Here is a 22,247-nt window from a genome sequence, read left to right as displayed (position 1 = left end):
TGATTTTCATCAACGAGTGCCCACACAGATTGATAGGTTTAAATTGTTAAAGAGCTTGGTTTTGCGAGTCATTCCTCTCAAAACGGACGGTCATTTTAGCGAGTAAACATTCAGAGTCAACCACTTTTTTAGTTAATTTTCTTTAGGTTAAGAAATTTAACTTTCCGTCATATTTCCCAACATTCTTTCATTCAGAATTGCTGGTCAACGGAGGCGCATTATAGGGAGGAAAAAAAAGTTGGCAAGAGGAAATCAGCCTAAAAACCAAGTTTTCAGACTGATTGATTAATAAAGACACAAATCGAGTTTTATATAGGCGATTTCACCACAAATAAGCTTATAGAGCCTCTAGCTTTTGCACTCGCTGGTTTAATTTGGCAATAGAGTGACGTACTTCTTCAACTAAATTGAGATATTTGGCTTCATCGCTATGGCGATAGGCAATCTTACCGTTGATGAAACTCGCTTTAATATAAGAAGGCTCTCCCGCCATTATTGGAGACATTGATAAATCGTGGCAACCAGACAAGCGCGGTTGGTTTAAATCGTATAAGACAATATCCGCTGCTTGACCTACCTCGATTGTTCCTACACCTCTCAAACCTAAAATATCTGCGCCACCTTTACTTGCCCAAGTAAGTACTTGTTCTAACGTTGTAGCTTTAGGACCGTTTTGCGCTCGATGAATCAGCCAAGTCAGGTTCAGTTCTTGAAGCATAGAACCCGATTCAGCCGATGCAGAGCCATCCACACCAATAGAAATTGGCATTCCGGCTTTAGCCATGTTAATCACTGGAGCGATACCACTACCCAATCGACAATTAGACGTCGGACAGTGCGCGATACCTGTTTTTGTTTCAGCTAATAGCTTTATATCCTGCTCTGTCGCTTTGACTAAGTGTGCAAACCAAACATCTTCGCCTAGCCAATCACAGCTTTGTGCGAATTCAACAATGCCCTTGCCATATTTAGCCAACGACTGCTCATTGTCGAAATCTACTTCTAACATATGTGAATGCATACGTAACTTGTGGCTTCTTGCGTATTCAGACAATAAGCGTAAGTCACTCGGCGTTGCTGAATGAGCAATTGTGGTTGGGGCGACCACCAGCTTACGCATGGCGAAATCCCCCTCTTGGTGATAACGAGTACGGGTTGATTCCAAACGGTTTATCATCAACTCAACGGATTCTGGTTCAACGCCTGCTTTCGCTAACCCCTTATGAGTTCCTTTAACTGTCGCACCACCTCGACATAAGACCAGCCGAATACCCATTTCATCTGCGGCTTGCCAAACCGCCTCTTCTAATTCCATTGAAGAATTAGCGTGGTAAAGATAATGGTGGTCAGCACAGGTTGTCGCTCCAGAGCGTAACAACTCATAAAACCCAAGCTTCGCCGCTGAATACATAATCTCCGGCGTAATCTGTGGCCAGTAACGATAAGGGACACTGGCTAACCAGTCACCCAATCCGTCATTAAGTCCTGCGGGTATGCCCTTCAAAATAGACTGTGCAATATGATGGTGTGTGTTGACAAAGCCGGGATAGATAACGCAATCACTTGCATCGATAACGTCTTCGCCTTGCTGAGGCAATAAGTTTTGTCCTAGTTCAACAATCAGACCATCGTGGATACGTATATCTTTAATATCTTGCTTAGGCGAAAAGACACTGTTGGCATTCTTAATTAAGTAGTTCATCAAAGCTTCCTTTTAAGTAAACCGATTTTGTTTCATCGGTTTATTCGCTTTTGAGCAATGTCCCAGAGTTTGATTACTCTTAACCGCTTCTACTCATTTAACATACACAAAACATTATCTGTTCTGAGCATTAATTTTTAATGTATACAATGCAAATTGCAGACCAGTCCCACACCCTCAGTACTTGCAAATTTTGCTCGTCATTCTTGCACCAATATTGAGCCAAGCCTACTTGCAATGCATTACAAAGGTGCAATTGCATACAATATTTATCCAATCACAGTTAAACATTGTATACAAAGAAGACTATTACCGAATCCTCTGCAAAGCCCATCTGTTAACGGTTGGTTAGTGTACAGTTAATAACCAAATCGCTAGTTTGAAATTTATGGCACACCGATTGCTCTGTAATCATCGGAAGTGTGAGTAGAAGCGGTTAGATGCCAATGATGGTGTCGGGACATTGCTCATAGTTAGCGAAAAGATGCAGCCCACATAAGTTGCACTTTAGAGTGAAAAGGAAGACACGGAGTAACTATGAAAACTATTTCGAAATTCAACAAACTAAGCCTGTCGCTATCTTTGCTACTTACATCAGCAAGTAGCTTCGCAGCAGATAAAGTCACGTTTCAACTTGACTGGCTTCCTGGTGGCGATAAAGCACCTGTTTACGTAGCAGTTCAGCAGGGATTTTTTGCAGAGCAGGACCTAGACGTTACCATCCTTGGTGGTAAAGGTTCGACCGACGCAATTACTAAAATTGCTACAGGTACAGCAGATATTGGTTCAGCAGACATTGTTTCGTTGTTAGTGGCGAAAGCAAATGACAACGTGCCAGTTAAAGCTATCTACTCACTATTTAGTAAAGCTCCTTACGCGTTTTATGTTTTGGATACTTCAGGTATCAATTCAGTAAAAGACGTTTCAGGTAAAACTATTGCTACTTCTCCGTTCACTTCTGCGAACGTATTCCTTCCTTTAATGCTTAAGAAAAACGGCATTGAAGAACAAAGTGTCAAAGTATTAAAAGCAGATCCAGGCGCGCTTAACCCAATGCTGATCACTGGTCAATCTGATGTGATGATCTCTTGGATGACTGACCGTGTTAAAAACGAACAGCAAGCCGCTGAAGCAGGTAAAAAACTTACTGTGTTGCCTTGGTATGACGCTGGTCTAGAGTTCTACTCATCTTCGATTATTGCTAGCGAAAAATTCATGGCTAAAAACCCTGATGTGGTGAAACGCTTTGTTAAAGCTTACGCCAAAGCAGTGGAATACACTTGGGCACATCCTGAAGAAAGTGGCGCTGACGTAACGAAAATGGTTCCAGAAGTGGATGCCAAACAAGCAGCTGACACCATCAAGTCTATCCATGGTCTAGTGTTGAACGAAGTTTCACAACGTGACGGTGTTGGTCAGTTTACGCCATCTCGTCTGAACGAAACATGGAAATGGACAGCAGAAGCTCAAGGTTTAGATCTCAGCAAACTGGACCCAGAAACAGCAGTTGATCGTCAGTTTTACGAGGGAGTGAACTAATGCAACCATTTGTTTCGTTCAAGCGTATAGGTCATACCTATAACTCTGACAAACATTCGGTTACGGTTCTCAACGATGTCGACTTCAATGTTGAAAAACATGAGTTCGTCGCCATCGTTGGTCCTTCAGGTTGCGGCAAGTCTACCTTGCTGCGCCTACTGTCAGGGTTAATCATTCCAACACAAGGTGAAATTTCCGTTTTTGGACACCCAGTAACTGGACCACGTGAAGACATCGGTATTGTTTTCCAAAAACCAACGTTACTGCCATGGAAAAACATCCTCGATAACATTCTGTTTCCACTTAAACATAAGTTTAATTATGTCAGCCAGAAAGACCGTCAAAATGCACAAGAGCTATTGAACACGGTTGGACTAGCAGGTTTTGAAAACAGTATGCCTGACCAACTTTCCGGTGGTATGCAACAGCGTGTGGGTATCGCACGTGCATTACTGCTCAATCCAGACATTTTGATCATGGATGAACCTTTCTCGGCTTTGGACGCATTAACGCGCGAGGAGATGGGATTTGAACTGCAAAAAATCTGGATGGAGAAACCAAAGACGGTTCTGTTCATCACTCACTCGATTTCAGAAGCAGTATTGCTCGCGGATAAAGTACTGGTTATGGGACCTCGTCCAAGTACCGTGCTAGAAGAGATCAAAATCGATCTTCCTCGACCACGCAACATACATACTCTTCAAGACGCTAAGTTTGGTACTTACACCAACAAAATTCGCGAGTATTTCTATCGTTCAGAAAAAAGCGACTCAGCAAGCAGTGAAGAAATGGAAAGTAAGAATAACGACAACGTTGAGCCGATTCGTAAAACCGTCGCTTAACGGCACTTGTCTAAGGGAATAGATATGAAACGATTGTTTTCTCAATGGTCACAAAACTGGCTGCCACTGATTGCAATATTAGCGATCATTCCTATCTGGGAAGCCATTTGTAAAATTTTCTCCGTACCAACGTTTATCTTGCCAGCGCCTAGCGATATCGCTATCGCTTTCACTCAGGTACCAATGGAACGTTGGCTCGATAACCTATGGGCAACTTTGCGTATAGCGTTATTAGGTTTTGTTATCTCGTTCTTGATTAGTATTCCTCTTGCTATCTTGATGGTGAACTCGAAGTTTCTCACTCGTGCATTGTTTCCAATTCTGGTGGTGATCCAATCCACACCTGTGGTGGCTATCGCTCCACTACTGATTGTGATTTTAGGAACGGGTGATGCGCCGCGTCTGACGATCACTTGCTTAATTACCTTCTTCCCTCTAGTGGTTTCAGCAACGACAGGGATGCTAGCAACACCGCCTGAACTGATTGAGTTGTCTCGTTCACTCAGTGTGAAAAACAGTAAAACCATTTGGCAAATTCGCCTACCTTACGCTATTCCTCACATTTTCAGTGGTGTGAAAGTTGCTATCACGTTGGCAGTTATTGGTTCGGTTATTGCTGAGTTTGTCGCAGCTGAAAAAGGTCTAGGTTACTTGGTTCAGTTTTCAACGTCTTATTTCAAGATCCCACAAGCTTTTGCAGCTCTGGTGTTCCTATCTCTAGTCAGTATGTTGCTGTTCAAAGCCGTTAGTTGGGTGCAAAAAGGTTACTTCTCTTGGAGCCTGACTGAAGAAGAAAAACAACGTTAAGTGCAAAACAAACAAGGACAAGAAATGTTTAACCAGGAAACGGATTTTAGATTTTTACGCTACAGCTTCTCTTTGGCAGAAGATGCAAAAGCGAGGGGCATTCACCCATTTTCAGCGGTATTGGTCGATGAACACGGAGAAATTCTGTTGGAAGAAATCAACGGTTATCTACCGGATTTCGATATGACGGGCCATGCGGAGCGAGTGATTATGACGCGTGCAAGCAAGCTCTATCGCCCAGATTTTCTTAACCGCTGTACTTTGTATGTATCTGCAGAACCTTGCGCGATGTGTGCGGGTGCCATTTATTGGGCAGGTGTTGGACGCGTAGTCTACGGTCTGAGCGAAGCCAAACTAAAAGAGTTAACCGGCAATCATCCAGAAAACCCAACCTTGGCACTTCCATGCCGAGTGGTTTTTGAATCAGGTCAGCGTGAAGTGGAAGTCATCGGTCCGCTGCTTGAAGACGAAGCTGAACAAGTCCAACACGGAGTTTGGTAATAACTCTCGATGAATTAACCTACAAATATTCAATTTGCTCTAACTGGTTAAAGCAACACTTTGATTAGAAGGAGCAAGTAACGGAGTAGAAGCGGTCTGTAATACCAAGAATAAGGTTCTTGGCTTATTGCTGGACATTGCTCCAATAACAAGCAAATGCTTAATTGGAGAAAACAATGAGTCAATCATATCTTTTAGACGAACTTAACTTTGAAACAACCATCGGTGGCAAAGGGTTAGAAACCAGTGACACCGTGATCCCTATGATCAACTTGCATGACTTTGATAATCGCCGAGAAGAGATCACCGAACAACTTTGGAAAGCCGCAACAGAAGTTGGTTTTTTCCAACTGGTTGATCATGGTATTACTTTAACCGATATCGAAAAATCCTTTAAGTTAAGCGAACAATTCTTTGCACTTCCTATCGAAGAAAAGCAACAGTTCCCTTTAAAAGAAGGGTTAAATGCGGGCTGGGAATTTAAACAGCAAGTTCGTCCGTCAACCGGTACAGCCGATCAAAAAGAGTCTTACCAAATCACTCTTCCTCATATGAGTGACCTGTGGCCAAGCAATGAATTAGTGGAAGACTTTGAATCACACCTTCTTTCATTTGAGCATCAAGCTTGGCAATTGGGTATGAAGATCCTCTCTTGCTTTGCCGACAAACTAGGCTTTGAGCGTGACTTTTTCACTAAAGCGCATCAAAGAGAGTCTGAAAATTACCTTAGCACTTTGCGTATGCTTCACTACTTGCCAATGAAAGAAGTTCCGCAAACAGGTACTTTCTGGCGTGCAGGTGCCCATACCGACTTTGACTGCTTAACCATGGTATTCCAACAAGAAAACCAAGGTGGATTGCAAGCAGCTGCAGGTAAAGATGCGAAAGAGAATCTGGTGTGGAGCACTGTTGAACCTAAAGCGGGAGTGATTACGTGCAATATTGGAGATATGTTGATGCGTTGGAGTGATGATTTGCTCAAATCAACTCTGCACCGCGTACGTATGCCAACCGCTGAAGAAAACCAAGATTCACGCTACAGCATGGCGTTTTTCTGCCAAGCAAACCGCGACCAAATCATTCAAGGACCAAAGAAAGTTTACGAGCCAATCACTGCGCAGGACTATTTGAAAATGCGCATTAACGCTAACTTTGCTAAATGATCTTAACCCAGTATTTGGGTTGATAGATGAGCCCTATAAACTCAATACGTAGGAATACAAAAAAGCCATGCTTTCGCATGGCTTTTCTACGATTATCTTTCGAAAATTACTGACTGGCGATGATATTGCCATCTCGAACACCAAGTTGGATCGGTTTGCCCGGTAAGAATTTTCCAGACAGAATCGATTTCGCTAACGGGTTCTCTATATTCTGTTGAATCGCGCGTTTCAATGGACGAGCACCGTAAACAGGGTCGAAGCCCACTTGAGCAATCAGCTCCAATGCTTCTTCGTTAACCGCTAACTCGTAGTCTTTTTCAGCTAAGCGCTTATGTAAACGTTCCAACTGAATAGAAGCAATAGATTTAATATGTTCTCTGCCAAGCGGATGGAACACTACCGATTCATCAACACGGTTTAAGAACTCAGGACGGAAATGTTTGGTCACGGTTTCCATCACCCGCTCTTTGATACCCTGATAATCCAGTTTTGCGAAGTTTTCCTGAATGCTTGAAGAGCCTAAGTTCGATGTCATAATCACGACCGTATTACGAAAATCCACCGTACGACCTTGACCGTCAGTCAAACGACCATCATCAAGCACTTGCAACAAGATGTTGAACACATCTGGATGCGCCTTTTCCACTTCATCTAACAAGATTACAGAGTAAGGTTTACGACGAACCGCTTCTGTTAAATAACCGCCTTCTTCATAACCCACATATCCCGGAGGTGCACCGACCAAACGAGCCACAGAGTGTTTCTCCATAAACTCGGACATATCGATACGAACCATCGCGTCTTCGCTGTCAAACATAAAGTGAGCCAACGTTTTGCAAAGCTCGGTTTTACCCACACCAGTTGGACCTAAGAATAGGAACGAACCAATCGGTTTATTAGGGTCAGACAATCCGGCACGGCTACGACGAATCGCATTCGCCACCACTTCAACCGCTTCAACTTGCCCAATAACACGTTTATGCAGAACGTCTTCCATGCGAAGCAATTTCTCTTTTTCTGCTTCCAGCATTTTCGAAACAGGAATACCCGTTTGCTTAGACAGCACTTCTGCAATCTCGGTATCTGTCACTTTGTTGCGTAGTAGAGTCATCTCTTGCATTTCAGCTTGAGCTGCAAGATCAAGCTGCTTTTCCAGCTCTGGAATACGACCGTATTGCAGCTCAGACATACGGCTTAAATCACCTGCACGTCTTGCAACCTCTAAGTCCATTCGAGCTTGTTCAAGTTCCGTTTTAATGTGCTGAGTACCTGATAATGCCGCTTTTTCTGTTTTCCAAACTTCTTCTAGTTCAGCGTATTCACGCTCTTTTAGCCCCAACTCTTCGTTGAGAATACTTAAACGTTTTTCGCTGGCTTCATCCGTTTCATTCGACAGCGCTTGCTGCTCAATTTTCAACTGAATGATACGACGTTCCAGTTTGTCCAACGCTTCTGGTTTCGAGTCGATTTGGATACGAATGCTTGAAGCCGCTTCGTCAATCAGGTCAATCGCTTTATCTGGTAACTGGCGATCTGACACATAACGATGAGACAGCGTTGCTGCCGAAACAATCGCTGGGTCAGTAATCTCTACGTGATGGTGAAGTTCGTAACGCTCTTTCAAGCCGCGCAAAATTGCAATGGTGTCTTCCACGCTCGGCTCATCCACCAGCACTTTTTGGAAACGGCGCTCAAGCGCAGGATCTTTCTCGATGTATTGACGATATTCATCAAGCGTTGTTGCCCCTACACAGTGAAGCTCACCGCGCGCAAGTGCAGGTTTGAGCATGTTGCCTGCGTCCATTGAACCTTCGCCTTTACCCGCACCCACCATGGTATGCAGCTCATCGATGAACAGAATGATGTTACCTTCTTCTTTGGCTAACTCATTCAACACCGATTTCAAACGCTCTTCGAACTCACCACGGTATTTTGCACCCGCCACGAGCGCGCCCATATCAAGGGATAAAACGCGGCGTCCACGTAATCCTTCTGGCACTTCGTTATTAATAATGCGCTGTGCCAAACCTTCAACAATTGCCGTTTTACCAACGCCCGGTTCACCGATGATCACAGGGTTATTTTTGGTACGACGTTGCAATACTTGAATGGTTCGACGGATCTCGTCGTCACGACCGATAACAGGGTCAAGTTTACCCTGCTCTGCTCGCTCAGTAAGATCGATAGTAAATTTTTCCAGAGCCTGACGCAGCTCCTCCGCATTCGGGTCATTCACTTTCTGACCACCGCGGATCTTTTCAATCGCATCTGAGATTTTTTTCTCAGTTAAACCAAACTCTTTAAGAATTTGACCAAGCGGACCGCGATCTTCAATCGCAGCCAAAAGATAAATCTCAGAAGATATGTACGAGTCTTGGCGCTTTTGAGCCACTTTGTCACACAGGTTGAACAAAGTACCTAAGCCGCTAGAAAGCTGTACATCACCGCCGATCCCGCTCACTTTTGGTAAACGATCTAACGTTTCCCCCAGTTTAGAGCGAAGCTGCATGACATCGACGTCAAGCATGGTCAGCAATGGACGAATTGGGCTGCCATTTTGATCTAGCAGCGCAACCATCAGGTGCACAGGTTCGATGTATTGGTGATCTCGCCCAAGTGCGAGTGACTGGGCGTCGGAAATCGCTATTTGAAATTTGCTGGTAAATCTGTCGAGACGCATAACAACCTTCCTAACCTCAACTGAGATGAACTAATTACGTTAGGAAAGATGGTTACATACGCACCACTTTTCAAGGTGGCGAAGGAAAGTTTTTAGAGATTGCTAATTTTCTGCAATCCAGATGAAGGTAGCTTGTCTGCCTGTCACGCCATCGCGGCGATAAGAATAAAAACGCTGTGAATCTTGGTAAGTGCACAATCCGCTGTCGAAAACCTGATCGATTCCCAGTTTAGCCATGCGTAAACGAGTCAAGGTAGCCATGTTTGCCAACCACTTACCGTTTTGTTTACCCGGCACAAATGCTTCTTCTGCTTTTGAGTCGTAATCTAAAAATGCTTGTAAAACATCTTCGCCGACTTCGAATGCTTCAGGACCAATGGCAGGACCGAGCCATAGCATCACATCATCAGAAAATTGCTTAAGCGCATTTTCAACAATGCCTCCTGCTAAACCACGCCAGCCAGCATGAACAGCAGCAACTTGTGTTCCAGATGTGTTAGTGATCAACACTGGTAGACAATCGGCAGTCATTGCAGAACAAACCACATTCGGTGATGAGGTAATTACACCATCGGCATCGAGCACATCATTTGTTGGCTCAGAGACATTCAACACTAGTGTTGAGTGAGTCTGGTTAAGCCACACGGGCGAGCTCGGCATCTGAGTTTGTTGCAGTAATAACTCTCGATTACGTTGCACAAGAATAGGATCATCCCCGACATGCATTCCTAAATTCAGTCCTTCGTAAGGCGCTTTTGATAAGCCACCAATACGAGTTGAAGCCAGAGCTTTGACTTGTTTAGGCGCATTCCAGTTAGGTGTGATCCAATTCATGTTAGAACCCTTCAGGATTAATACTCTTCCGTTTTGTTCTGCTGTGCGTCTGCGCGTAGTGCTTCAGTCATGATAACCATGTCTTCTGGCACTGGTGCGTGGAACTCCATTTCTTCACCAGTCACAGGGTGATTGAAGCGCAACATAACAGCGTGCAGAGCTTGGCGATCAAAATTACGGATCATATCCGTTAACTCTTGTGACGCGCCTTTAGGAATACGCGCACGACCGCCGTATGCAGTATCACCTAGTAGAGGGTGCTGCAGATGCGACATGTGAACACGAATCTGGTGTGTACGACCCGTTTCAAGACGAAGACGAAGACGTGTATGCTCGCGGAAATGTTCAGCGACGCGATAATGTGTTACCGCAGGTTTACCCATTGGTGATACAGCCATCAGTGTACGTTTAGTTGCATGACGACCAATAGCTTTGTCGATCATGCCACCAGCTGTCATTCTGCCAATCGCAATCGCTTCGTATTCACGGGTAATGTTACGTTTTTGCAGTTCACGTACTAAACGAGTTTGCACAGGAACGTTCTTCGCCACTACCATCAAACCAGTGGTGTCTTTGTCTAGACGGTGCACAATACCCGCGCGTGGTACTTCTGCGATTGGTGGATAGTGGAATAACAGCGCGTTAAGCACTGTGCCATCTGGAGTACCAGCACCAGGGTGAACAACAAAATCACGAGGTTTGTTGATAACGATAATGTCGTCATCTTCATAAACGATATCTAATGGGATGTCTTGCGCTTCCCAACGAACTTCATCTTCAAGTTCAGCCTGCACAGTAATCTCTTCGCCGCCCATCACTTTCGTGCGCGGTTTAGTGACAACTTGTCCATCTACTGTTATTTTGCCGTCAAGTAACCACTCTTTCAGACGTGAACGAGAAAAATCGGCGAACAATTCAGCCACAGCTTGATCTAAACGTTGACCAAGCTGGCTATCTTTTACTGTTTGAGTTAATTCAATCTGCTGAGCCATATCGAACTTTTTTAAAAACCGTGAGACTAATACTCACTAGTATGGATAAAATAATGGCCGCTATTGTATCTGTTACGAAAGAGAAAGTAACCAAACGATTTTGAGGAGCCCTGTTGTTCGAGCTAAAACAAGAAACTATTTTTCTGGCTTAAAACAGTTGCTCCAGCTTTAAGATGCTTTATTTTCAAGGAACCCACTCCTGACATGAAATACCAAACTTTATCAGGCTTACTTGCACTATCACTGTTATTTGGATGTTCAAGTAAAGATCATATTGTCCCTGACGTACCACCTTCCGAGCTATACACAGAAGCTCAATCATCATTACAAAGTGGTAATTGGTTAACAGCCATAGAGAAACTTGAAGCTTTGGATTCTCGCTATCCATTCGGTGCTTACTCTGAGCAAGTTCAACTTGATCTGATTTATGTCTATTACAAAAATGACGATCTTGCTCTTGGTTTGGCAACTATCGAACGTTTTAGCCGTTTAAATCCGACTCATGAAAAAATGGACTGGGTTCTGTATATGCGCGGTCTGACACACATGGCTCAAGATCGTAACTTTATGCACGACCTGTTTAACATCGATCGTAGCGATCGCGATCCTGAACCAGTAAAAGCCGCTTTTGCAGATTTCAAAAAGTTACTACAGCGTTACCCAGACAGCCCATATGCAGAAGATTCGCAACGTCGAATGTTTGCTCTGAAAAACCGTCTTGCGGAATACGACTTAGCGACTGCGGATTTTTACTTACGCAGAGAAGCGTGGATTGCAGCGATTAAACGCTGTCAGGAACTGCAAAAAACTTACCCTGACACTGAAGCAGCAAGAAAGTCGCTCCAAATTCAGCTAGAAGCCTATCAACAATTAGGGCTTGAAGATTCTATTGCACGCACAGAGAAACTGATTGCGTTAAACCCTGAAGAGTAATTGCGAATCCCTTCAAATGAGCCACTGTTTTTTACAGTGGCTTTTTTTCGTTTCAATTTGCTGATTTCTCCTTTTGTTCATAAGCTTATCTTTATTCACACCGATTGATATGAATGCAAAGGAGCTGTATTTGCGTTGGTTATATCGTGGTCTAATAAGCCTGCTTGCTTTGCTTATTAGCCTCCCCGTAAGCAGTATTGAACTATCGCCATTAAGCGATAAGCCCTACAAAGGTGACTGGCCAGTTCTTAAAGAAAAAGGCGTCATCCGTGTTGTTGTATCTGCTGATTTAGGCTTTTATTACGTAGAGGCTGGACGCCCAAAAGGTATCGGTGCAGAACTGCTCTACCATTTCGAAAAGAGCCTTAAGAAACAAGCTCCTTATGTCCATATTCAGATCATTCCTGTTCTGAGAGACGATCTTATTCCTTCTGTCGAATCAGGCTTTGCTGATCTTGCTGTCGCTAACCTCACGATTACACCAACTCGTTTAAAGCAAGTGGATTTTAGTAACCCTCTCACCAAAGATATTCAGGAACTGATTGTTACTAACAAAAGCTACCCAGATATCATTAGCCTGACGCAATTAACGGGCAAAGATATTTGGGTCAGAGCCAGCTCTAGCTATCTGGAAAGTTTGGAAAAGATCAACAGCTCACTGATTTTGCAAAATTTAAAACCGATAAAAGTTCATTACGTTGAAGAGGCACTACAAGATTACGAGTTACTAGAAATGGTTAACTCCGGACACATCCCAGCAATAGTACTCGATAACCATAAAGCCGAAATGTGGCTGCATGTTATGGAAGACATCAAAGCGCATACCGAACTGCCGTTAAGAGAAAATGCCCAAATCGCATGGGCTATGCGTAAAAACTCCCCGGAGCTGAAAAAAATCGTTAACGGATATTTGAGAACAGCAAAATCAGGCACCTTGTTGGGGAATGTTATTTTCAGCAAATACATCGACGATACACGCTGGCTAACTAAAGCACTCAATCCAGACAAACTAAAACGTCTCGATGAACTCGCAAAAATTTTTACTGAATACTCCAATCAATACGATTTCGAGTATCTGATGATGGCAGCACAAGGTTTTCAGGAGTCGGGGCTAGACCAGAGAAAAGTGTCACACAAAGGTGCAATTGGCATCATGCAAGTATTGCCCAGTACAGCCAAAGACAGAAACGTCAATATCAAAAACATCGATAAAGTTGAGAACAACATACACGCAGGCGTGAAATATATGCGCTTCATCAAGGACCGATACTTTTCAGATCCAACAATAAGTAAAGATGACCAAGTTTATTTCGCATTGGCCGCATACAATGCAGGTCCAGCGAACATCGCCAGAATGCGCCGCCTAGCCAAGAAGCATGGTTTTAACCCCAACATTTGGTTCAAAAATGTAGAAGTAATTACCAGAAGGAACATAGGTGCAGAGCCCGTTACTTATGTTGCAAACATCAGTCGCTACTACGTGGTGTACAAACAACTTGAACAGTTAAAACAAGCCAAAGAAGAAAGTTTGACAGCAACTTTAAATGCAATAGAAGGTATAGATTCAGGAGCAACGAACGTAGAAATGAAAGCAGAGTGATAGCAATCGCAAAAATATGTTGTTCAGGAAATAGTCAGAAGTGATTAAAGGGCCGAATTAACTCCCTAAAAATGGATGAATTTTCAGTAAGCTACCTTTCTAAATTTAGTCATAAACAACAAAATCTCAAGCTTTTTTTGCCCCTTACAAGACAACATTTTGCGGAAGATCACGTTTAAAAACGATCGGAATTAACCCACAAAAAATAGTGATATAAATCACTATTTTTTATTTAGGAATGGGTAATCTGGAGTTAACCCATGAGGGATGACACAGAGGAAAAAGCATTATGAAAATGAATATCACTGGTAAAAACATCGAAATTACCTCTGCAATCCGCGACCACATTGAGAGCAAATTAAAAAAACTAGAGAAGTGGCAAGTCGACATCACAGGTTGTCAATGCAGCTTTAGTGAAGAACCAAACAAACAGATGAAGTTTGAAGCAACAGTTACGGTACCAAAAGGACAATTAGTTGCTTCCGCGATTCACGAAGATCTATATGCAGCAGTGAACGAAGTTGAACAGAAACTAGAACGCCAACTAAATAAACTTCGTCATAAGCCAGAAGCAAGACGATCTGAAAAACCAGAATTGGAAGAAGAAAGCGAATAATTAATAGATTAGAAAATAGCGCCTGCGGGCGCTATTTTTTTGCTTGACGCTCTATGCCGCCTTGCTTATTGTGGGACTACCTTAACGACTTACTCGAAAATAATGACAAATACTCAACTGTTCTTTTTTGACTTCTTTTTTCTCCAATAACCTTTGGAGGCTAAGTCGTTTAAGAAAAAAAAGTCAAAAACGAACAGAAAGCCTCCCACTGGGAGGTTTTTTTATAAGGATAATTTTCAATGACAGACAGACAGTACTCTCTCGATGAGATTCGTTTAAGACTCAACGAGCTTGATGACCAATTATTAAGCCTGCTATCAGAACGACGTAAACTCAGTATTGAAGTAGCCAAAAGCAAAGTAGAAACATCAAAACCCGTTCGTGATGCCGTTCGCGAACAACAGCTTTTGGTTAAACTGATCAACTCAGGCAAAGATAAATATCAGCTTGATGCTCAATACATCACTAAGCTTTTTCACACCATCATTGAAGATTCCGTACTGCTACAACAAGCTTACCTACAAAACTTAGCTAATCCGCAGAGCAGAAAGCCTCTAGCTCGAGTCGCATTCCTTGGCTCCAAGGGCTCCTACTCTCATCTTGCGACTCGTGAATATTTCAGCCGCAGAAACACAGAGCTGGTTGAACTCAACTGTGACCAATTCAAAGAAGTGACCAAAACAGTGGAATCGGGTCATGCTGACTATGGTGTTCTTCCAATTGAAAACACCAGCTCAGGTTCAATCAATGAAGTTTATGACCTACTTCAGCACACAACTTTGTACATCGTTGGTGAAATCACGCAACCGATTGAACATTGCTTGGTTGCAACCAAAGACATTCGCTTAGAAGATCTGAAGGTTCTTTATTCTCACCCCCAACCTCATCAGCAGTGCAGTGAGTTTTTAAGTCGCTTGAAAGGCGTGAAGTTAGAAACATGCGCCAGCACAGCAGATGCTATGAAGAAAGTTCAACAACTGAATCGCAATGATGTTGCTGCTATCGGTAACTCTTCAAGCGGTAAACTGTATGGACTTCAGGCGATTCAAAGCAATATTGCCAACCAAACAGAAAACCACACTCGTTTTATCGTCGTTGCACGTAAACCGGTAGAAGTGTCAACGCAAATCCCAGCGAAAACAACATTGATTATGTCAACGTCTCAAGAAGCTGGTTCTCTAGTTGCGACACTTTTGGTACTTCAACGTTTTGGTATCAATATGACCAAGCTAGAGTCTCGTCCAATCATGGGTAATCCTTGGGAGGAGATGTTCTATGTGGATTTGGAAGCGCATCTTGATTCTGAAAACATGCAGCAAGCTTTAGGTGAGCTCACCAAACTAACCAAACATCTCAAAGTTCTTGGTTGTTATCCGAGTGAAAACATCAAACCTACACAAGTACGTTTAAGCTAACGAAGTGCTTATATATCAATTAAAGTGCGGTTATTTAGCCGCACTTTTTTTATCCTGACTCACCGAGTTTGACCTAAGTTGCATATTAGAACTTTATGATACAGAAATAGTTATACAATTCAGTTCAGATCAATTAGTGTGCTATTGAGTGTTTTGAAAGTGAACACAGGGAAAACACAATTGCTTAAAGTCATATAAGGCGCATTATTTGTGGTGAAGATAGGACGACTCATCTCCCTTATGCTCAGCGCTACTGGTCTCAGTAGCCATGTCATTGCTTCAGAGCTAAACATCTACCTTTGGGAAGACACCATTTCTCCACGGGTCATTGAGGCATGGAACAAAACTCACGATACTAAACTCAATTTCTATCATTTTGACAATGACGATGAACGCAGTTTACTCATGCTCAGTAGTGAACAAATCCCGTTTGATGTCGTGATTTTAGATAACGTTTCTGCACAACTTTTCTCTCATCAAGAAACCTTTGAAGATCTCTCCACCTTTAGCGCCAATCAATATAATGGCGCCATGTGGCAACAAGCCTGTGGTACACACAGTATTCCTTATTTCTGGGGATACGTCGGTATCGCTTACCGCAAAAGCAAAGTATCTAAACCACCGACTCAGTGGCGAGAGTTAGTGGATATTGACGAAAATATGAAAGGTCACGTCGGCCTGATACAGGACAGTATAGAAACGTTACTTCCGGCACTCTATAGCCTGAACCTCTCACCACTCACCGCTTCAGTCAAAGAATTGAAGCAAGCATATGAAAAAATGGAAGCGGCGACACCAGATATTCTGACCTACGAATACGCACTGAGTTATGTTCGCAGCCACAGCAACAATGATGGCTTGTATATGTCGTTGAGTTACAGTGGCGACCAGTTTTCTCTCAACCGCTATTTTGAGAATAATGACTGGGACTTTGTACTACCTGAAGGCAGACCTTATATCTGGGTCGATTGCTTAGCCGTAAACAACGCTTCACAAAACAAACAACAAGCTAAGTTGTTCCTTGAGTTTTTAATGCAGCCAGAAATTGCGGCAATCAATGCCCAAGACATTAAAGCTGCAACGCCCAATGTTAACGCGATGGCGTTCATGCCAGAGAGCTACATTAAAGACAAAACCATATTTCTAACTGATGATTTGCTAACGCATAGCATCATTGATAGTCAGCTTTCTTCATCCAATTTGAGTCAGCGGGCAAAAATCATAAACAGCCTGATCAAACAACATGAAGCTAAACCATAGAATTCTCTTACTCATCGCTCCGGTGATCATCATAAGCTCGGCTGTTTCTGGCTATCTTATTTACGACAGCCAGAAAGATGCGCTCGTCAAGCGTATGGACAGCTACTTACAACTTGATATGGAGAAGCTTGCTAGTCATTTCCGACAGACGAAATCTCTTGTCAGCAGCTATACCTTTACTCTCGCAAACAGTGACATTATTCGTCACTACTTCGAACACAGTAATAATCCTTATCGTGAGTTAGAACTGGCTGAAAATATTGAAAAAACCTTCAATGTAATGAAATCAAACGAAAGAGATTCTGTTGCTCTTTCGATATTGGATGGGGATAAAGACATCCTCTATTTCGCAGACAACAGCGAAGATCCATTCAGCAAGATTGACCCTACCGTTTTCAAGTTTGTGAAGAATCGTTTTAACCAAACCTTGAGAAGGTCTGATATTAGCTACACCGAAAACTCCAGCGGCGATGGAGTGTTAGTTCGTTACGATGTATTAGACACTCGTACTCTTGATACTCCACTTAGCTATAACCGAGACAGAATCTTCTTTATTGTCGTTTACGTTGTATTGGATGAATTCAATGCACTACGTAACAAATTGGAGTTTGATAACCAGAGTCCGATTTTCTTTAGTAAAAGACCGCAAGGGTTCCCTGAAGGATTAACTCAAAGCGTTGAGCTTCAACCAGGCATGTTTGCAACACTCTCGCCAGCCCCAATGCTGATGCGAAATAAACTCAATGAAATCAGACAAAGTTTAGTCGCGGCTTTTGGCGGTTCAGCGCTGTTTAGTCTGATTTTATTGCTGTACTTGCTGTATAGACACGTGATTAAGCCTATATCTCGCTTAGATAAACAGCTTCAGGAAGTCGAGAACAAACAAAGAGACAACATAGAAAAGCTCCGTTCGAATGACGAAATTGGACGTCTTTCTTCACGTTTCTACGATATGTACAACGAATTAAACAATACCTACCAAGAAACCAAAACCTTGGCGGAATTTGACCACCTCACCAAGCTATCAAACCGTTATCAATTTCAGCTTCAAGCTCAAATAACGCTTAGAGAATCACCAATGAACAGCCACGTTCAGGTGCTCTATATCGACTTGGACAATTTCAAATACGTTAATGATAAATACGGTCATCAAGTGGGTGACTCGTTGTTGATAAGCTTTGCCGCTCACGTGCGCTCGCTTTCTGAAGAGTTCAATCAGAATCAACATGTCTACAGTCTTGCGGCGCGCCTATCGGGCGATGAGTTTGCGATTTTGATTTGCGCTCCAAGCCGTCTGTCTGACTTTGCAGAAGAATTTTCGAATCGCCTACTACAACCAATTCAGGAGCACCACGATTCTCCACTGGGACGTTTTCCGATTACAGCCAGTATCGGAATTGCAACCTATCCGATGGATGGGGTCGATATTGAAAGTTTACTCATCAACGCTGATACCGCTATGTATCAGGCAAAAAGCGCTGGCAAAAACCAGATAGCCCACTACTCAAAACAATTAGATCAGCAAGTTCAACGCAGAAATGCAGTGGAACGAGCTCTGAGAATGGAGAATTTTGATCAAGAGTTTACTCTGGTTTACCAACCTTATTACTCCTGCAGCAACATGGAGATAGCTGGTTTCGAGGTACTGCTACGTTGGGATTCCGAGCAACTCGGCGAAGTTTCACCAACAGAGTTTATTCCGATTGCAGAACAAACAGGTCTGTTTGGTAAAATTGACCGTTGGGTTATTCGTCATGCATTTGAAGAGTATTCCACGCTGTCTAAAAGCTTTGATTATCCGATACACATCTCTATCAATCTCTCGTCTGCGGAACTTAACTCTGTTGATTTAGCCGACTACATCCGCGAACAGGCGAGCAAATACAAGATTCGTCCTCGTTGGATCGATTTTGAGATCACAGAGACATTCGCTGCCGATTCCAAAGCGATCCCTCTGTTGTATGACTTAGTCGATCAAGGCTATAGCCTGACGATCGATGATTTCGGCTCTGGCTATACCTCGATTGTTCAGTTAGTCCAATACCCGATTAAGCGTATCAAGTTCGATCAAGGATTCTTGGAAACCATTATAGAAACGGGTAAGCAGTCTGTACTTGAGCCGCTTATCCAACTCTGTCATTCTCAGATGATGAAAGTCACGGCAGAAGGCATTGAGAGTCATGAGATGCAGCAATGGTTAACACGTTATCACTGCGACTACATGCAAGGTTTTTACTTAGCACCGCCAATGTCTCTACGTGAAATCCAATATTGGAACAATGACGAAACAGAAATCAGTTATGAAGAATGTAATTATCGCTTCTCTTAATCCTGCCAAAATTAATGCAGTAAAGAGTGCTTTTGAATCCGCGTTTCCTGACCAAACATTTCACTTTCAAGGTATCAGCGTACCGAGTGAAGTAGCGGATCAACCGATGACAAATGAAGAAACCAAAGCGGGTGCGTTAAACCGCGTGCGAAATGCCAAACAAGAAATCAGCACTGGTGATTACTATGTTGGGCTAGAAGCTGGCATTGAAGGAAATGTGACGTTTGCTTGGATGATTATTGAATCCAATACTCATCGAGGAGAATCTCGATCTGCGAGTTTAATGTTACCGCCAGAAGTGCTTAACAAGTTGCAACAAGCCAATGAACTTGGCGATGTGATGGATGAAGTATTCGGCACCGATAACATCAAACAGAAAGGTGGTGCGATTGGGCTATTAACTCAGCATCAACTTACCCGTAGCTCGGTCTATCATCAGGCATTAATACTGGCTCTGATTCCATTTACCAATCCTGAGCACTTTCCTGCTAACTTGCATTAGGTCGGAAGATATCAGCGACAAAAAAGCCAGTCATAAGACTGGCTTCCTACTATTTGAGGATCAACTGACTCAGCGTCTCTTTTTCTTGCTCTGAGCGAGATTTCAGTTCATTCGAACCACGAGTAATGGTTGCAATACCAACACCGAGCATCTGGCTCACTTGACGCTGTGACATCTCGCCCTTGAGTAGCTCACAAAAGATGTTTACGCGTGCAACAAGCGCTTCTCTTTCATCCGGCGTCATTAACATCGTTAATAACATCTCATGTTGATCGTTATCTGCTGCTTGTTTAACTAAATCAATTAATTGAGACCAATCACTGTATTGTGGTTGTTGAGACATAACTGTACTCGTTAAGTGATACACTCTCGCTATTTTAGTGATACCTCGAAGATAATCAATATTTTGTCTTCAACTCATTTTCATTGAGAAACTCACCTTGCAGTCCCATCAAATCTCGGTAATAGGTTTCAAACATCAATATGTTTTGCACATAACCACGAGTTTCTCTAAATGGTATCGCCTCAATGAACGCATAAGCGTCAAGCTTTCCTTGAGTTTGTTCACGCCATCTATCCACTCTCTGCGGCCCAGCATTGTAGGCTGCAAAGGCAAAAATGCGGTTATTGTCATACTGCTCTAGCAATCCGTTTAAATAATGACTGCCAATTTCAATGTTCTTACCTACTTCATACAAATCATCTGCGCCACTGTATGTGAGCTGATACTTCTTAGCGGTGTACTTGGCGGTAGCTGGCATAATTTGCATAATCCCGCGAGCCCCTACTGGCGAACGCGCTTCCGAATCCATGGCACTCTCTTGACGAGCTAAAGACATCAGCATGATTGGGTCAATACCGTGTTTATTGCCGTAAAAATTAAACCACCATTGATGAGCCACAGGAAAACGTAACTGTAGGTTATCCCATAAACTTGCTGATATTGAAGCTGTAACCGTTAAGTGATACCAGTGTTGGCTAGATGCATAAGCCGCGAGCATCTCTTTATCACTTTGATTGACTCGGTCTAACAACCAGTTCCATTCGCTCTTTGCTGCCGCGATTTTATCTCTATCAATCAGTTCTTGAATGCGTTCTAAGCTTTTTTGATAAGGCTTAACCTGATTAAAATCCAGTTCAAAGCTACTTTTCGGATACTGAATAGACTGTTTTACAATTTTGGCCGCAGCCACACTGTAAAAATTACGTTGGCCAACAATAGCAAACAAACGCTGCATACCTTGTTCCACGTGGCCATTTTCAATTTCGCTACGTCCCAACCAATACTGCCAGCGCTGAGATTTAATTTCCTCTTCTGGTAAGCGATTTATCCAGAATAAAACTTCCGTCCAATCAGCTTTTCTCAATGCTACACGAATACGAGACTCTGTAAGCGTGACGTTATCGCCCATAGCAATCACTTTATCTCGCCAACGGATAAGCTTTTCATCTTCAGTGTCCATTAAACGCAAAGCGATAAACTGCTCAATTTCTGCTTTCTGCTGAGCTGTCCATGCCGGTTTCTTGGCCACTTTATCCACTAGAGGCTGCGTTTTTTCACTGTTTGAGCGAGCAAGCTTTTCGAGAGCAAATTGTGCCTGCTGAACGGATAAGGGATCAGAATATTTATTGGCAAAACTCACTACAGTTTCAGGTTTGTCATAAAGCGCTAGCATCGCTTTACCTTTCTCCTGATACTTGGTCGAACTCAGCTTTTTAGATAAATAGACCATTAAACTTCGGTTTCTGCCGTCAAACGCCAGCAACATACGTTTAAAAATCAGCTCATCATTGAGGCTGCCTGATTTTTCCCAAGCGTTAAACAGTGGATCACATGCATCTGCAATGCTTGCGCCACTCATCCATAATTTATTAGCACCACTAAACGCTTTTTCACGTTTACCTACCTGCAAATGTGCATTGTAGTAGTGGCATTGATAAGTCTCACCATTGGGCTCGGACGTTTGGAATTGCAACAACGTACTCCACTCTTTTTGCTGTGCTAAAGCATCAAGATAAGGAGCACTAATACGACCGGAAAAGGGAAATTCTTTATGCCCGTCGATAAAAACTCTGACGGTGATCGGTGGCTTCTTACCAATATCGATGAGAAATGCCCGATAGTCTAAATACGGTGTCAGCGGGTAGCTTGCAAGTTTAGGTCTCGCCGTTTCAAACTGAGAGACATTCTTGTCATCTAGCCACTCCTGAGCTTGATCGTAAAGATCACGCTGAGCATTGAGATCGATAGAGTCTGAAAACGCTGTGCCGCTAAACAATGAACTGAAAGCAATCATTGAAAACAAAATACGAGACGGCTTTGAAGAATGCATGGGCGCCATGAACTCTAATCCTTTACTGAGTACTACTTACTATCCATTACGCTAATTCTAGTGACAAATGTAAAGGGGGTGGATGTAAAGTTGATGTGAATAATGTGACATAAATAATAATTAACTAATATATACATTCACACGACTAATAATCGCCTATTTATTACCTTTGAAATCGTATAACAAAGGGCTTAAGCCC

General features: G+C 42.9%; 18 protein-coding genes and 1 other annotated feature. Of the genes, 12 read left to right on the top strand and 6 right to left on the bottom strand.

Annotated elements, in window-relative coordinates; all coding sequences use genetic code 11:
• Positions 1–337 precede the first annotated feature (337 nt).
• Entirely contained in the window at positions 338–1,702 is a 1,365-nt protein-coding gene (locus ACOSVQ_RS16025) for an amidohydrolase family protein (RefSeq protein WP_491983502.1), read from the bottom strand.
• Positions 1,703–2,239: 537 nt separating this feature from the next.
• Between ACOSVQ_RS16025 and ACOSVQ_RS16020 the strand changes: the two genes are divergently transcribed.
• The 5 genes from ACOSVQ_RS16020 to ACOSVQ_RS16000 all read left to right on the top strand — a co-directional run bounded on the left by ACOSVQ_RS16020 (position 2,240) and on the right by ACOSVQ_RS16000 (position 6,554).
• On the top strand, positions 2,240–3,241 hold the full coding sequence (locus tag ACOSVQ_RS16020; RefSeq protein ID WP_165310438.1) for an ABC transporter substrate-binding protein: 1,002 nt from the start codon (positions 2,240–2,242) through the stop codon (positions 3,239–3,241).
• Positions 3,241–4,083, top strand: coding sequence for an ABC transporter ATP-binding protein (locus ACOSVQ_RS16015; protein ID WP_491983501.1), 843 nt, complete (start codon positions 3,241–3,243; stop codon positions 4,081–4,083). The genes ACOSVQ_RS16020 and ACOSVQ_RS16015 overlap by 1 nt, the downstream gene beginning before the upstream one ends.
• A 24-nt stretch (positions 4,084–4,107) precedes the next feature.
• Positions 4,108–4,890, top strand: a complete 783-nt coding sequence (locus ACOSVQ_RS16010; RefSeq protein WP_165310436.1) for an ABC transporter permease — start codon at positions 4,108–4,110, stop codon at positions 4,888–4,890.
• Positions 4,891–4,914: 24 nt separating this feature from the next.
• Positions 4,915–5,391: a nucleoside deaminase gene (locus tag ACOSVQ_RS16005; RefSeq protein WP_491983500.1), complete on the top strand. Its 477-nt coding sequence runs from the start codon at positions 4,915–4,917 to the stop codon at positions 5,389–5,391.
• Between the two features lie 176 nt (positions 5,392–5,567).
• Positions 5,568–6,554, top strand: coding sequence for an isopenicillin N synthase family dioxygenase (locus ACOSVQ_RS16000; protein ID WP_491983499.1), 987 nt, complete (start codon positions 5,568–5,570; stop codon positions 6,552–6,554).
• Positions 6,555–6,660: 106 nt separating this feature from the next.
• On the opposite strand, the gene clpB is transcribed toward ACOSVQ_RS16000, so the two are convergent.
• The 3 genes from clpB to rluD form a co-directional block, all read right to left on the bottom strand.
• Entirely contained in the window at positions 6,661–9,234 is a 2,574-nt protein-coding gene (clpB, locus tag ACOSVQ_RS15995) for an ATP-dependent chaperone ClpB (protein ID WP_165310433.1), read from the bottom strand.
• A gap of 102 nt (positions 9,235–9,336) precedes the next feature.
• The gene (gene pgeF / locus ACOSVQ_RS15990; protein ID WP_491983498.1) at positions 9,337–10,068 is read right to left on the bottom strand and encodes a peptidoglycan editing factor PgeF; all 732 of its coding nucleotides are present in this window, start codon (positions 10,066–10,068) and stop codon (positions 9,337–9,339) included.
• A gap of 17 nt (positions 10,069–10,085) precedes the next feature.
• Positions 10,086–11,060 (bottom strand): 23S rRNA pseudouridine(1911/1915/1917) synthase RluD, encoded by a 975-nt coding sequence (gene rluD, locus ACOSVQ_RS15985; RefSeq protein ID WP_491983497.1) that lies wholly within the window; start codon positions 11,058–11,060, stop codon positions 10,086–10,088.
• A 204-nt stretch (positions 11,061–11,264) separates the two neighbouring features.
• Between rluD and ACOSVQ_RS15980 the strand changes: the two genes are divergently transcribed.
• The 7 genes from ACOSVQ_RS15980 (at position 11,265) to yjjX (ending at position 19,715) form a co-directional block, all read left to right on the top strand.
• Complete coding sequence (locus ACOSVQ_RS15980; RefSeq protein ID WP_491983496.1) at positions 11,265–11,993, top strand: outer membrane protein assembly factor BamD; 729 nt, start codon at positions 11,265–11,267, stop codon at positions 11,991–11,993.
• 130 nt (positions 11,994–12,123) lie between these two features.
• On the top strand, positions 12,124–13,593 hold the full coding sequence (locus ACOSVQ_RS15975) for an MltF family protein (RefSeq protein ID WP_491983495.1): 1,470 nt from the start codon (positions 12,124–12,126) through the stop codon (positions 13,591–13,593).
• Positions 13,594–13,882: 289 nt separating this feature from the next.
• The gene (hpf, locus tag ACOSVQ_RS15970; RefSeq protein ID WP_491983494.1) at positions 13,883–14,209 is read left to right on the top strand and encodes a ribosome hibernation-promoting factor, HPF/YfiA family; all 327 of its coding nucleotides are present in this window, start codon (positions 13,883–13,885) and stop codon (positions 14,207–14,209) included.
• A gap of 104 nt (positions 14,210–14,313) precedes the next feature.
• Positions 14,314–14,434, top strand: a sequence feature (Phe leader region).
• Positions 14,435–14,448: 14 nt separating this feature from the next.
• Positions 14,449–15,624 (top strand): prephenate dehydratase, encoded by a 1,176-nt coding sequence (gene pheA, locus ACOSVQ_RS15965; protein WP_491983493.1) that lies wholly within the window; start codon positions 14,449–14,451, stop codon positions 15,622–15,624.
• Positions 15,625–15,864: 240 nt separating this feature from the next.
• The gene (locus ACOSVQ_RS15960) at positions 15,865–16,884 is read left to right on the top strand and encodes a polyamine ABC transporter substrate-binding protein (RefSeq protein ID WP_491983492.1); all 1,020 of its coding nucleotides are present in this window, start codon (positions 15,865–15,867) and stop codon (positions 16,882–16,884) included.
• Positions 16,868–19,213 carry a putative bifunctional diguanylate cyclase/phosphodiesterase gene (locus ACOSVQ_RS15955; protein WP_491983491.1) on the top strand — a complete coding sequence of 782 codons (2,346 nt, stop codon included), beginning with the start codon at positions 16,868–16,870 and terminating at the stop codon, positions 19,211–19,213. Before ACOSVQ_RS15960 ends, ACOSVQ_RS15955 begins: the two co-directional genes overlap by 17 nt.
• A complete protein-coding gene (gene yjjX / locus ACOSVQ_RS15950) occupies positions 19,185–19,715 on the top strand; it encodes an inosine/xanthosine triphosphatase (protein ID WP_491983490.1) in 531 nt (176 codons plus the stop codon). The genes ACOSVQ_RS15955 and yjjX overlap by 29 nt, the downstream gene beginning before the upstream one ends.
• Positions 19,716–19,764: 49 nt before the next feature.
• On the opposite strand, the gene trpR is transcribed toward yjjX, so the two are convergent.
• Together trpR and ACOSVQ_RS15940 are read right to left on the bottom strand one after the other, a co-directional pair.
• A complete protein-coding gene (trpR, locus tag ACOSVQ_RS15945; protein WP_491983489.1) occupies positions 19,765–20,058 on the bottom strand; it encodes a trp operon repressor in 294 nt (97 codons plus the stop codon).
• 55 nt (positions 20,059–20,113) lie between these two features.
• Positions 20,114–22,057 (bottom strand): transglycosylase SLT domain-containing protein, encoded by a 1,944-nt coding sequence (locus ACOSVQ_RS15940; protein ID WP_491983488.1) that lies wholly within the window; start codon positions 22,055–22,057, stop codon positions 20,114–20,116.
• Positions 22,058–22,247 lie beyond the last annotated feature (190 nt).

This window comes from Vibrio sp. HM8-C (assembly GCF_058630515.1).
The sequence above is the reverse complement of the archived record's forward strand: the minus strand, read 5'-3'. Positions and strand labels throughout refer to the sequence as shown.